This window comes from Corynebacterium sp. CTNIH16, assembly GCF_032821655.1.
GTDB lineage: Bacteria > Actinomycetota > Actinomycetes > Mycobacteriales > Mycobacteriaceae > Corynebacterium > Corynebacterium marquesiae.
Genome location: NZ_JAVBIG010000004.1, coordinates 154,365 through 167,762, shown reverse-complemented (window position 1 = coordinate 167,762; position 13,398 = coordinate 154,365). Strand labels below are relative to the sequence as shown.

Below are 13,398 nucleotides of genomic sequence, written 5' to 3'. Positions count from 1 at the left end.
AATGGATGTCCGTGGTATAAAGGCCGCTGAACTATTCAAGTTGCGGGACGAAAAGAGTCTCGCAGTGACGCTGGGTCCCTGAGCAAGTTCGATCCTTCCACGATCTGCGCTGGAGACGCGGAGCGCTCGGGGGCCCTTGACCGGCTGGGCCACGTGCCGGATGGTGGCTCGCCCACAGCCCCCATGCCCACACGCACCGAGAAGGGACAGGTCACCGAGTACGATCCCGATTCCACGGAGACGGACCGTGAACTCAAATGACGTGCCTGGCCCAAGGTGTGTCCGCTCGGCGTGTGGTTTAACCCTTATGAGACTTGCCGGTCACAGCCTCAGCGCTTCGCTTGCGCAGCCCGCAGGCCGTTCAAGATCACGATCACTTCGGCGACCTCGTGAACCAACACGACGGCGGCCAGGCCCAGCACGCCGCTGATCGCCAGTGGCATCAACACGATGATGATGGCCAGAGACAGCACGATGTTCTGGTTGATGATCCTGCTTCCTCGGCGGGCGTGCTGCAGCGCCTTCGGGATTAGCCGGAGGTCGTGGCCGGTGAAGGCGACGTCAGCGGACTCGATCGCGGCGTCAGAGCCGGTCGCTCCCATCGCTATGCCCACCGTCGCACCCGCCAGTGCCGGCGCGTCGTTGATGCCGTCGCCGATCATCGCCGTCGGCGTCTTGGAGGAGAATTCGGCGACGATGCTTGCCTTGTCCTCAGGGCGCAGCTCGGCGCGCACGTCGTCGATTCCGGCGATTCCAGCCAGCGCCCGGGCGGTGCGAGTGTTGTCGCCGGTGAGCATGCTTACTTCCACGTCGTTGGCGTGCAGGGCCTGCACGGCTTCGGGCACCTCGGGCCGCAACTCGTCGCGGACCCCGATCGCCCCGGCGAGAGCGTCATCGACGGTGACCAGGACGCAGGTCTGGCCCTCGGACTCCATGCGCTCAACGTCCGCTTTCAGTGGCCCGGCGTCGATCCATCGGGGGCTGCCCACCAGCACCCGTCGGCCTCCGACGGTGCCGCCGATGCCATGCCCAGCTTCCTCGCTGATGCCCGAGGCGGTGGGCGCTTCGGGCCCCGCTGCCGCGATCGCCGCGGCGAGGGGGTGTGTCGATTGCTGCTCAACTGCTGCCGCGAAGGAAAGCACCTGCGGCCGATCGAATCCGTCTGCCGGGACCACTCCGGTAACCTCAGGCTGGTTGCGGGTAAGGGTTCCGGTTTTGTCCACTGCCAGGTGACGGATGCCGCCGAGTCGCTCGAACGCCGCGCCGGACTTGATGACCACTCCGAACTGGCTGGCCGCGCCGATCGCGGCCACGACCGTCAGCGGCACGGAGATTGCCAGCGCGCACGGCGACGCTGCGACCAGGACTACCAGCGCACGGGTGATCCACGTCTCAGGGTCGCCCAGCAGCGAGCCGATCACGCCGACCAGCACCGCCAGGATCATCACCCCGGGCACTAGGGGTTGGGCAATCCGGTCGGCGATCCGGGCGCGGTCGCCCTTTTCCGCTTGCGCTTGCTCGACTAGGTCCACGAGTGTGGTCAGCGAGTTGTCCGTTCCAGCTGCGGTCGTCTCGACCTCCAGCACCCCGGCGGAGTTGATCGCTCCCGCAGGCACTTCGTCGCCGGGCGCAACCTCCTCCGGAATGGATTCTCCGGTGATCGCTGAGGTGTCAAGGCTGGAGCGCCCGGACCGAATGATGCCGTCCGTGGCGATCCGCTCCCCGGGGTGCACAAGCATTAGCTCGCCAACCTCGAGGTCCTTCGCTACGACCTCGGCCGCTGTGCCGTCGCGCAGCACCGTCGCGGTCTGCGGTACCAGCTTCAACAGTGCCCGCAGTCCGCCTTGGGCCCGATCCATCGCCTTGTCTTCCAGTGCTTCGGCGATCGAGTACAGGAACGCTAGCGCCGCGGCCTCTCCGACGAATCCGAGGATCACCGCACCGACCGCGCTGATCGTCATTAGCAAGCCAATGCCGAGCTTACGCTTCGTGACAAGGTTCCGGATCGCTCCAGGCGCGAACGTGTAAGCGCCCAACAGCAGCCCAACCCAATACAGTACCGTCGCGGGCGTCTCCAAGTCGGACCAGTCCAGCGCCAGTCCTGTTATGAGGGCTACGCCGGAGAAGATCGGCAGCAGTAGCTCAGGGTCCTTCCACCATGGCCGATCGAGCTCGTCGATCTCCGTGGCGGGTTCGTGTTCGCATCCACATGCTGAACTCATACGTCCGCTCCTTTCTCGCCGCAGCCGGGCACCGAGCACTCAGTGTCGATGCAGGGGGCATTCTCGTCGACGGCTAGTGTCGCGTTGACTAGCGCTTCGAGCGCTGCCGCGAGGTGGGGATCGGCGATTTCGTAGCGGGTCTTGCGGCCCTCCGGCTCAGCGACGACAATGCCACAATCGCGCAGGCAGGACAGGTGGTTCGAGACGTTCGAGCGGGTCAGATCCAAGCTTTGCGAGAGCACGGCCGGGTAGCTCGGACCGTCTAGTAGGGTCATCAGGATTCGGGAGCGCGTCGGATCAGCCATGGCCCGGCCGAGCCGGTTCATGACGTCGAGGCGCGAAGCAATAGTCAGCATGTACTGAACTATACAGTATTCGATGAACTATTTAAAATGGGCTGAACTAACAGTCACGCGAAGGTCCTGCGACCTGCAAGAATTAGTCGATGGGATAGCCGATGACTGGTCCTTCACGGTTCGGCTGCCAACTCAACGCGGGGGCGATATGGGCGGCGAAATTCTCCAGAATCTTCACGTGGATGTCCACACCCACCCCTGTGGGGATGGTGATGAACAGGGTGTCGGCGGACATGACGGCGGCGTAGGTGCGGCCAGCGACACTGACACCAGGTTCTCCATCAAGGGCTAGACACTCACGGACATTGCGTACGGGTCGAACCACACGTAGCGAAGCTTTCTAATAGCCAAATGACTAACTCTTTTCGCTGGTATCCGGGAATGATACTTCCTTGAAGTCGGCGGTGTTGGCTACCCCGCGTACGAAGTACTGGAACTGCTGCTTGGAAACCACTTTGGTCTACGAAGCCATAGCCTTCAAGCTACATCGCAGGAAAATTCCATTTCACTGTCGGTATGGCCTTTTGCAGTTGGTTAATTCGAAATTCGTTCACCATCTCCTTAGCCACCCGCACGATTAACGCGGTGTTTGGTCATCCTCGCGCGAGGCGAGCAGCTCCTTCAGGTGCGTATCGATGTCATCGAGCTTCTTAATAACGTTGACGGCGAAAACGATACTAATGACTAAAGCGATAATGCTGAGCATCAATGTCCCCCTTTCTCTGGCAGTTCACTCCATCGGATCTGATTCCTTGCCCGACGATTAAACCATGGTTCTGGCCCAGCGGATAGGGGGGCACGGTGGGGAAGGGGGACGTCGGCAAGCAAAAGCGCCGCGCTCCCAGGGACGGGAAAACGCGGCGCTAGAGCAATCCAGCAGGAGGGTGCTTAGTGGTCAGCGCCCTGGATGGAGTGCTTGTGATCGCGGACTGCTTCGCCCTCAGCGTAGAGCGGCATATCCTGCTTAGCCTTGTACCACTCAGCGTGGTTTGGCTCGAGCGGGGTACGGCCGGCGATGAGGTCAGCGGCCTTCTCGCCCACCATCATGGTTGGGGCGTAAATATTTCCGTTGGTCACGGACGGGAATACGGAGGCATCCGCAATGTAGAGGCCTTCGACGCCCCATACACCCATGGTGTCTGGGTTAACCACGGCCATAGGATCGGACTCCGCGCCCATCTTGGCGGTGCAGGATGGGTGCAGCGCGGTCTCGCCATCATTGCGGACCCACTCCAGGATCTCCTCGTCGGTCTGGACATCCGGGCCCGGGCTGAACTCGCGGGCGCCTACCTCTTCCATGGCCTTGGTATCCAGCAGGGAGCGGGCAACGCGTACGGCCTCAACCCACTCGCGGCGGTCCTGGTCGGTCTTCAGGTAGTTGAAGAGGATGGACGGCTTGTCGTGGATATCGGCGCTCTTGATGTGAACGTGGCCCTTGGTATCGGAGAACATCGGGCCCACGTGCCACTGGAAGCCGTGCTTGACGTCCGCCTTCTGGCCGTCGTAACGCACGGCCATCGGCAAGAAGTGGAACATGAGGTTCGGGTAGTCCTCGTTCTCATTGGAGCGCACGAAGCCGCCACCTTCAAAGTGGGAGGTAGCAACTGGACCCTTGTGGGTCAGCAGCCACTGCAGACCCATGAACGGCCAGCGCCACTTATCCAGGTAAGGCTGGGAGGAAGCGGTGGACTTGGTGGTCTCATACTGGATGTAGACCTCGAGGTGGTCCTGCAGGTTCTCGCCCACACCCGGCAGGTGCTTGACGACGTCGATGCCGTGCTTCTCCAGAATCTCACGGTCACCAATGCCGGAGATTTCCAACAGCTGCGGGGTGTTAATGGCACCGGCGGACAGCACGATCTTTTCGGCATAAACGCGGTGAACGCCGCCCTGCCACTCGTACTCGACGCCGACGGCCTTCTGGCCCTCGAAGAGGATCTTGGTGGTAAATGCGCGGGTGCGGATCTCGAGGTTCTCGCGATCCATGTTGGGGTAGAGGTAGGCACGGGCAGCGGACCAACGCTTGCCGTTCTTAATATTGCGGTCGAACGGAGCGAAGCCCTCCTGGCGGTAACCATTGACGTCATTGGTCAGGTTGTAGCCAGCTTCCTGCACGGACTTAAACAGGGCTTGGAAGAGCTCGGAGGTAGCCGGACCGCGGGAGAGGTAGAGCGGGCCATCGTGGCCACGGCGCGGATCGTTCGGCTCGGCCGCAGCGGCGGTTTCCATGCGGTTGAAGTACGGCAGGCAGTGGGCGAAGTCCCAGTTCTCCATGCCCGGGTTCTGGCCCCACTTCTCATAGTCCATCGGGTTACCGCGCTGGTAGATCATGCCGTTAATGGAAGAAGATCCGCCGAGAACCTTGCCGCGGGCATGGTAGACGCGGCGGCCGTTCATCTCCGGCTCCGGATCGGACTCGTACATCCAGTCATAGTTCTTTGCACCGATTGGGAAAGAGAAACCGGATGGCATGTGAATGAACAGATCCCACAGGGAATCTGGGCGGCCAGCCTCAAGGACCAGCACGCGGGTGTTCTTGTCTTCGGTCAGGCGTGCGGCAATGACGGAGCCTGCGGAGCCACCGCCAACGACGACTACGTCGCTTACTTCATCGGTGACCTTTTTAGCGGAACGCTTCTTGGTCAGCTTGTCCATAAAACCCATAAATCCCCTTCTTTCTGTGAAATATTTCACACGTCAAGATTGCCCCACCGGAAGTGAAAATATCGTAATTTATACAAAACTCTGCATTTATTCACATCGCCTTATGTGCGGGCACTATCTCCAGAGTACACATCCCTCTAGAAGTTTGCCCATCTTAATGTATATTTACCTTGTCCGGATGGATGTCTCTGGAGATGAAATCCGAAGTCTTTGCGCATAGTTCGCCCTAATATGATTCATTTCACTCACCTATCTCTCCCTGCGATCTTGTGAGACTTTTGGGGCACTCGTGCGAAAGATTCGGCCCAAACCAACCAACAATAGGAGAAGTAGATGGCTAACTTTGACCCTCACGATCCTGAGGAGTCTCACACTTCAAATAAAGACCCCCAACAAGGGGGTAAAAACACCTCTCTCGCAACCCCATCTGGAGAGCCCAAGAAGCGCAGCCCGCGCTACCAAGTTCGCGCCCTCGTCGGCAGCTACAAGGCTGAAACCGGCGATGCCGTAGGCGCGGATCAGGTCCCTGCTCCCAAGACCAACTGGCCGGTATTTATCATCTCCGGCGTCCTCATTATTGCCATGGCGCTCTATGCCGGACTCGGCCGCGATTCCGCGGCAGAGACCCTCGCCAGCGTCACCGGATGGATCGGCACCAACCTCGGCTGGTTCTACGTTCTTACCGCCACCATCGCCGTGGTCTTCGTCCTCTCTATTGCCTTCTCCAATGCCGGCAATATTCGACTCGGACCGGACCATTCGCGGCCGAAATTCAATACTTTCTCCTGGGCATCCATGCTCTTTGCCGCCGGCATCGGCGTGGACCTCATGTTCTTCGCCGTGGCCGAGCCGGTCACCATGTATATGCAGCCACCGGTCGGTGACGGCGAGACCATGGAAGCCGCCAAGGAAGCCGTAGTCTATGCCATGTTCCACTATGGCCTGACCGGCTGGGCTCTTTATGCTCTGATGGGCATGGCCTTCGGTTATTTTGCCTACCGCCTCAATATGCCGCTAGCTATCCGCTCCGCGCTCTACCCGCTCATCGGCAAGCGCGTGCACGGCCCCATCGGCTCCGCGGTGGACATCGCTGCCATGCTGGGCACCGTCTTTGGTGTGACCGCCTCCCTGGGTATCGGTGTGGTGCAGCTGTCCTATGGCTTCCACCTCATCTTCGGCATTGAGCAGGGCTTCGGTCTGCAGGCCGCGCTCATCATCATCGCCATCACTATTGCCACCCTCTCGGCCGTATCCGGCGTGGATAAGGGTATTCGCTTCCTCTCCGAGCTGAACGTCTACCTGGCCATTGCGCTGATGATCTACGTCGTGGTCTTTGGCAAGACCGCCTACCTCTTCGATGCCATCGTGACCAATATCGGTGACTATGTCTCGAAGTTCCCATCTTGGACCATGGAAACCTTCGCCTTTGCCGATGACCAAGCCAACGTGGATACCTGGATGCAGTCCTGGACCCTCTTCTTCTGGGCTTGGTGGATTGCCTGGGCTACCTTCGTCGGCCTCTTCCTGGCCCGCATCTCCCGCGGCCGCACCTTGCGCCAGTTCATCTTTGGCACCCTGACCTTCCCGTTCCTGTTCATCTTGATGTGGATGTCCTTCTTCGGTAATACCGCCCTGGACATGGTCCGCTCCGGTGACTACCCAGAATTCGCCGAAAACGCGATCAACGTGCCGGAACAGGGCTTCTATGACATGCTGCACGAGTTCCCAGGCTCCGGCATCGTCATCTTCTTGACCACCTTCATCGGCCTGCTGCTCTACATCACCTCGGCCGACTCCGGCGCGCTGGTGATGTCCAACTTCACCTCTCGCATTACCGATAATCGCCAGGATGGCGCGCGCTGGCTGCGCATCTTCTGGTCCATCACCGTGGGCGCGCTGACCCTGGCGCTGCTGCAGATCGACGGCATCGCCACCGTGCAGTCCGCGACCGTTGTGATGGGCCTGCCCTTCGCGTTCGTGGTCTACCTCATCATGTTCTCCCTGTGGAAGTCCCTACGCCTAGAAAACGTCCAGCGTGAGGCCCGCACCACCGCTATGCACGGCGTGATTTCTTCCCGTACCGAGCGCGAGCCTGCGGATTCCAACCTCTGGAAGAATCGCCTGGACCGCGCCAATACCTTCCCTTCCAAGCAGGAGATGGATACTTACCTGCGCGATACCGCCACCTACGCTTTGGAGCAGGTTGCTACCCATATGCGTACCCGCGGCTACGACGCCATCTTGCTCACCAGCGAGCTTCCCGACGTCGAACTGCCCCAGCTCGACCTAGAAGTAAAGCTGCACAATGAGCGCATGTTCCGCTACCAGCTCTTCCCGGTAGCGGCCGAGCGCCCCGACTTCAGCGCGGGCGAAGGCAACGAGTACTACCGCCTCGAGGTCTACGATATGACCGGTTCGCTGGGCTATGACGTCTACGGCTATTCCGAGAACCAAATCATCAATAACGTGCTGGATCTCTACGAGCGCCACTTGGCCTTCCTCTACATGCAGCAGACCCAGCCGGGCGATTCCGATGTCTCCGATGGCGCCGAGCCCGAGCGCACCTGGCGCGAAGATAGCTAAGCTGGCCACTACAACTACCTCTATGAGAGAAAGGTTGCTTTTCACTTGAGCACCCAGAACACTTTGTTCGACCCCACGCAGACCGACCTGCTGAAGGGCGTGCATGCCGATGGCGCCCCGAAGTCCCTGTTCATCAACGGTAAGTGGGAAGCCGCCCAAAGCGGCGATACCCGCACCATCATCTGCCCGGCCGATGGTTCCACCGTCGGTTTAGTCTCCGAGGCATCCGACGAGGACACCGAGCGCGCCATCAAGGTTGCCCGGGAAGCCTTCGATAACGGCGAGTGGGCTAATACCCCGTCCGCCGAGCGCGGCAAGCTCGTCATCCGCGTCGCCGATTTCATCCGTGAGCACAAGGAGCTTTTCGCTCAGGCCGAGTCCGCTGATACCGGCAAGCGCTATGAGGAATCCTTGGGCGATATGGATGACATCGCCAACGCCTTCGAGTTCTTCGGCACCCTGGCCCAGCACCAGGCCGGCCGCGTAGTCGACCCGCAGGATCCCAACCTGCGCTCGCGCATCGACGCCGAGCCCGTTGGCGTCTGCGGACTGATTACCCCGTGGAACTACCCGCTGCTGCAGGTCTCCTGGAAGGTGGGCCCGGCCCTGGCAGCCGGCAATACCTTCGTCCTCAAGCAGGCGGAGCTCACCCCGCACACCGCGATGCTGCTCATGGCCGCCCTCAAGGAATGCGGCCTGCCCGACGGCGTGGGCAACCTCATCACCGGCGCTGGCGCTAACTGCGGAAGCCCGCTGTCTCAGCACCCAGACGTGGACATGGTCTCCTTCACCGGCGGCCTGGTCACCGGCAAGATCATTGCCAAGAATGCGGCTGAGACCGTCAAGCGCACCGCGCTCGAGCTCGGTGGCAAGAACCCGAACGTCATCTTCGCCGATGCCGACTTCGACGTCGCCGTGGACAACGCCCTCAATGGCGCCTTCTTCCACTCCGGTCAGGTCTGCTCCGCAGGCTCCCGCATTGTCGTGGAAGAGTCCCTGCACGATAAATTCGTCGATGCCTTGGTAGAGCGCGCCAATAAGATCAAGATTGGTGGACCGACCGATGACAAGGCCGAGACCGGCCCGCTCATCTCCGCCGAGCACCGCGAGAAGGTTGCCGCCTACGTGGACAAGGCCCGCGAGCAGGGCGCCAAGATCCTCACCGGTGGCCGCGCGGCTACCAGCGAGGACACCAATGGCCCGCACGGCACCGGCACCACCGACCTGGGCGCTGGTGTGTACTACCTGCCGACCATTATCGATGGCGCTACCCGCGAGATGGACTGTGTCCACGACGAAGCCTTCGGCCCGACCGTGACCATCGAGACCTTCACCACCGAGGAGGAGGCCATCGAGATCGCCAACGACACCGAGTACGGCCTCGCTGGCGCCGTTTACACTTCCGACGCCGGCCGCGCCGAGCGTGTTGCTCGCGCCCTGCGCCACGGCACCATCTGGATCAACGACTTCCACCCCTACCTGCCGCAGGCAGAGTGGGGCGGCTTCAAGCAGTCTGGCAACGGCCGCGAGCTTGGCCCCACCGGCTTGGCCGAGTACCAGGAGCACAAGCACGTGTACCAGAACCTCTCCCCTGCCGCTTGGGACCAGTTCGGCCTGCAGTAATTAAGCCGGCCGCATAATAATCAGCCCCCGCTGCTCACGAAGAGCGCGGGGGCTGAATTTTTGCGCGAGGGACAAGTTGCGGCCACGCTATTGGTCTCGTTCGCCTACCAAGAGGCCAGAACGCGGCTGTTGTGTAGTTCCCAGATGCACAACAAGCACATAGTGACAATTTCACGGGAGAAAATCTACGAAACGCGCTTATTATGCACCCAGGGCCAACGTGGACCGACTAAGCAGAAAGGGCGTCTTCCAGCTCAGCCAGCAAGGAGTTGGTGCGCTCCACCTTGGCATCCACGGGGCGGAATTCGCCATCGGTCCAGTCAGTAAAGAAACCGAAGTCGAGCTGATTGCGCAGCTGCGGCATGGAGAAGTTAACCACAATGGTGCGCCATGCTTCCACGCCGCGGATTGCCCCGGCCGGTCCGTAGCCAACGAAGGCAACCGGCTTGCCCGCCCACTCTGCGGCCAAGCAGTCAAAGGCATTCTTGAATGGACCCGGCACGGAGCGGTTGTACTCCGGGGTAACAAAAACGAAGCCATCGCAGGCATCCACTGCATCAGACCACGCCTGTACTTTTGCATCCGCGTACTGCTTATTAGCGGCAGCGGGAACGACCTCGGTGGTCAGGACCGGAATATCGAATTCCTTGAGGTTCAGCAGGGTATACTCCACGCCGTCCTTACGGCCCTGGGCCAGGTCATAGAGCCACTCGCCCACTTCCTTGCCGGCGGCCTTATCGCGGGTAGTGCCGATGATGATACCGATACGAGACATAAGAGAACCTTCTTTCCTTCAAGCTTTATGTAACATCCCTAGCCTACCGCTCGCGCAGATACTTGTCTGATGGTGATGTTGATACGTCCTTCACTCAACCCGCACCCCTGCGGCAACGTACCATCGTTTACGCGCACCACCCCGTGGTAAGCAAAGCGCTTCGGTCCGCCAAAGACCACCAAATCACCACTACATAGCGTGATATCGTCCCATGGCCGCGTGCGCGACTCGGTATGGCCCATGCGGAAAAGCGCCTCATCTCCAATGGAGAGCGAAATCACTGGGGCGGGCGATTCCTCAGAATCATCCACATGCATGCCCATAGCCGATCCCGGCGGGTAGTAATTCACGAGTGCCATCTCCGGCACGAAGTTCTCCGCCCATGGCTCTAGCTCGGGTGCCACCTCGGCCACGGCGCACAGCGCTCCCGGAGCAATCCGCCGCAGGCTCTCCGGCACCGGCGGAACCCGCGTGCCGTCCATATTGTCTACATACCGATAGCTGGGATAATGCCAATACCTGCCCAGATGCAGCTGAAATACGCTCATCTGTCCGCCCGATTTCAGCCGCGGACGCACCATCGCCATCGGCGTCGCCGCATACTCGCGCGCAATGCCGCGCATCTCTTCCACCAAGGCTTTCTGCTTATCGACGCCCACCCATCCCGGCACATGCCCCACCCCCGGAGCCACACGCACGCTCGGCCGCGGCAGCGAATCAAAAAGCATGCCCTCACCCTAATCCTCGCGCTCCGATAAAGCGATCAGAGCTTTCCTTCGACAAGGCCCAGAATGCGTTTAAGACCAATCGGCCCCAACCCTGGACACTTCAAACAACGTGGGGAATTTGTTGCCCTCCGCCGCTTTCCTTAAGCTTCAAATTTAGACAAAAGTAGCTGTATACAACGCGTAGAAAATGAAGTTTGATTCCTTTTACCAATTCATGGCGTCCTTTAATTTAGAGGGCACCATCAATGAAACAAGTGATAATGCGAATTATGAATCGGGAATAGCCAAGCTGGGAGCTAAAACCTGGCATGTCCGCACAGCACGCACCACGCCTTCTAAGCCGGGAGCCTTTGTAGCATTCTGGCAACGCAACCATGAAGGGGAAACCGTGCCTTTTGAAGATTCTTCCTGCGGCGACGGTCTCCTAGTCTTTGTGATTCAAGGAGATCACCGAGGTGTGTTTAAATTTAGCAATCAAGATTTACAACGTCTCGGTATTACCTCCGGAGCAGCCCCAGGAAAGAGAGGATTTAGGGTATATCCACCATGGTGTGAGGGGCTGAACTCCAGCGCTTTAAAGACTCAAAAGCAGCAACAGGCATTGTTTACAGAATTCTGATTTGTGTGTACACAAGCAAATTGATCACAATTTGCACGCCCAGCACGCAGTAGCGTGGTAAGCGCTCAGCTTACGCACTAACTCGGTTTTCGGCGACTCCACCCACCTGTTGAGACGCAAAGAAAGAGGACTGCTTCTGCCATTGCTGCGGCGCATCGCTTATTCTGACTGCGGCCCTGCATTCTCCGCCCACACACGCACGCCCACAGAAGCGGCAGTCATAACAATCATGAGGACGACTGCTAAACCGAGCCCGATTACGTCTGTCACCCACAAAATAAATAACGCTAAAGAGGCAACAGCTAAAGCGAGTAAAACTCCGGTTCTTATCTTCTGCGCTCTACCCATGGCGCCATTATTCAATATTAAACCCCACCATGTGAGGAAATTCCTCTGCTTGCAGAAGATTTCTTCACTCCAAAACGCCTTCGCAGTATGGCATGGCCACTCCACGCACGTACTAAAGAGCGGCCGAATCCCAGCTTTGGACTAGCACTTTTGCTTGATTGAACCATGAATATGCAGTTAAAACACTGCAGTTGTCAATCTCTGCTCAGCTATACCCAAGCATGGTGGAAATCCCCAACGTTCCTGATCTTTGTCGTCACCTAGGCGAAGCGCGTTGGCAATTATTACCCTTAAAGAGTGATTACCAACGAACTTCGAAATTTACTGGCCAAAGCAACCACCCATGCACAGCGTTTTCAAGACGGAGAAGACCACACTGTAGCCGCAGCGCTCCTTACCAAATCAGGAAAACACGTACTCGGTGTGAACGCGCATCACTTCCTCGGTGGTCCTTGCGGGGAGATCTCGGCTTTAGCCAACCATGCTGCTAGTTATCCAGAGGACCCAATCCAAGCAGTAGTCGCCGTATACGGACCTACTGGTCACGTTATTCCTCCCTGCGGTAAATGCCGCCAGGTGCTTTTTGATGTTGATCCGTCGATTAGGTGCATCGTGCGCGGAAGTAATGGATTTGAAGCACCTACCGTAGAAGAACTCTTGCCATTCGCATTCAACTGGCGAGATATGGAACAAGAGCAGCGCATCTACATGTGGGAAGGCTACGAGGAATCAATTCGTAGCGGAGAAAAGCAACAAACCATCCGGGTAGATGATCCTTTCCATGAAGGAAGTGCCCAAATTGTCTTCGAGAAAGAATCCGGAGAGGTCGTCACTATCCCGGCACAGGTCACGTCCGTTGTCTCTACCCAGCGAAGTGAACTGTCGGAAAAGCAAGCTAGAAATGACGGTTTTGACTCTCTTTCCGAGCTTCAGGAAGCGCTAGATACTCACTATCCCGGATTAGGTGACGATGACGAAGTAGACGTCGTAGAGTTCAAATTGCGGTAATCCATCCAGACCGAAAGGTGGACTAGCCCTCTTCCCCACGTGCAGAATTCGCCAAATCCATAGCGCCGTACTTGCGGTGTGAAGATTGCGAGGGCTAACGCTGGGGGTCTTCCAATTCCCTTATCCAGAAATCCATCATCTCAGCGGTAGGATTCGAGGAGGAAAACACTTCGCTCGCTATTTCCCTAGGAGACCAACTATCCGGAAGGTCATGAAATCCTGCGCCGATCTTTCCAAGCGTCACTGCTGAAGAGTTTTTGACTGCGCTAAGGATGGTAACGACATCGTCATACGTAGCATCAAACGAGTCTTTCCCATTCGCCCCAGTTGCATCAGCAATACAGATCCAGTCATTGAGTTCCGCCATATCACTCAAAATATTATCGACGATTTTTCTTAAATCTGTTTCCATATGCTCATTCGTTGTGTTTGCGCCTTCTACTAAAACTCAACCTTAACTCTGAGAATCAGC

Annotated in this window: 12 protein-coding genes; 4 read left to right on the top strand and 8 right to left on the bottom strand. The window is 58.6% G+C overall.

What is annotated here, in order from left to right; genetic code table 11:
• Positions 1-329 precede the first annotated feature (329 nt).
• From RAE04_RS05610 to betA, 5 genes are all read right to left on the bottom strand, one after another.
• Positions 330-2,222 (bottom strand): cation-translocating P-type ATPase, encoded by a 1,893-nt coding sequence (locus tag RAE04_RS05610; RefSeq protein ID WP_317026705.1) that lies wholly within the window; start codon positions 2,220-2,222, stop codon positions 330-332.
• A complete protein-coding gene (locus RAE04_RS05605; protein ID WP_317026704.1) occupies positions 2,219-2,578 on the bottom strand; it encodes a metalloregulator ArsR/SmtB family transcription factor in 360 nt (119 codons plus the stop codon). The genes RAE04_RS05610 and RAE04_RS05605 overlap by 4 nt, the downstream gene beginning before the upstream one ends.
• A gap of 82 nt (positions 2,579-2,660) precedes the next feature.
• Complete coding sequence (locus RAE04_RS05600; protein ID WP_408920596.1) at positions 2,661-2,903, bottom strand: hypothetical protein; 243 nt, start codon at positions 2,901-2,903, stop codon at positions 2,661-2,663.
• Positions 2,904-3,155: 252 nt separating this feature from the next.
• Positions 3,156-3,284 carry a chemotaxis protein gene (locus RAE04_RS05595; RefSeq protein ID WP_250411538.1) on the bottom strand — a complete coding sequence of 43 codons (129 nt, stop codon included), beginning with the start codon at positions 3,282-3,284 and terminating at the stop codon, positions 3,156-3,158.
• Between the two features lie 182 nt (positions 3,285-3,466).
• A complete protein-coding gene (gene betA, locus RAE04_RS05590; protein WP_198492330.1) occupies positions 3,467-5,242 on the bottom strand; it encodes a choline dehydrogenase in 1,776 nt (591 codons plus the stop codon).
• A 333-nt stretch (positions 5,243-5,575) separates the two neighbouring features.
• Between betA and betT the strand changes: the two genes are divergently transcribed.
• Together betT and RAE04_RS05580 are read left to right on the top strand one after the other, a co-directional pair.
• A complete protein-coding gene (gene betT / locus RAE04_RS05585; RefSeq protein WP_317026703.1) occupies positions 5,576-7,825 on the top strand; it encodes a choline BCCT transporter BetT in 2,250 nt (749 codons plus the stop codon).
• 45 nt (positions 7,826-7,870) lie between these two features.
• Positions 7,871-9,448 carry an aldehyde dehydrogenase family protein gene (locus RAE04_RS05580; RefSeq protein WP_317026702.1) on the top strand — a complete coding sequence of 526 codons (1,578 nt, stop codon included), beginning with the start codon at positions 7,871-7,873 and terminating at the stop codon, positions 9,446-9,448.
• Between the two features lie 229 nt (positions 9,449-9,677).
• Here the strand turns inward: RAE04_RS05580 and RAE04_RS05575 are convergent, their stop codons facing one another.
• Together RAE04_RS05575 and RAE04_RS05570 are read right to left on the bottom strand one after the other, a co-directional pair.
• Positions 9,678-10,223, bottom strand: coding sequence for an NAD(P)H-dependent oxidoreductase (locus RAE04_RS05575; RefSeq protein ID WP_317026701.1), 546 nt, complete (start codon positions 10,221-10,223; stop codon positions 9,678-9,680).
• Between the two features lie 38 nt (positions 10,224-10,261).
• Positions 10,262-10,951 carry an alpha-ketoglutarate-dependent dioxygenase AlkB gene (locus RAE04_RS05570; protein WP_269946582.1) on the bottom strand — a complete coding sequence of 230 codons (690 nt, stop codon included), beginning with the start codon at positions 10,949-10,951 and terminating at the stop codon, positions 10,262-10,264.
• A 187-nt stretch (positions 10,952-11,138) separates the two neighbouring features.
• Between RAE04_RS05570 and RAE04_RS05565 the strand changes: the two genes are divergently transcribed.
• Positions 11,139-11,570, top strand: a complete 432-nt coding sequence (locus tag RAE04_RS05565) for a MepB family protein (protein WP_317026700.1) — start codon at positions 11,139-11,141, stop codon at positions 11,568-11,570.
• A 645-nt stretch (positions 11,571-12,215) separates the two neighbouring features.
• Positions 12,216-12,926 carry an ASCH domain-containing protein gene (locus RAE04_RS05560; RefSeq protein WP_317026699.1) on the top strand — a complete coding sequence of 237 codons (711 nt, stop codon included), beginning with the start codon at positions 12,216-12,218 and terminating at the stop codon, positions 12,924-12,926.
• A 94-nt stretch (positions 12,927-13,020) separates the two neighbouring features.
• Here RAE04_RS05560 and RAE04_RS05555 read toward each other — a convergent pair whose 3' ends face one another.
• Positions 13,021-13,338 carry a hypothetical protein gene (locus RAE04_RS05555; RefSeq protein WP_317026698.1) on the bottom strand — a complete coding sequence of 106 codons (318 nt, stop codon included), beginning with the start codon at positions 13,336-13,338 and terminating at the stop codon, positions 13,021-13,023.
• Positions 13,339-13,398: the final 60 nt, after the last annotated feature.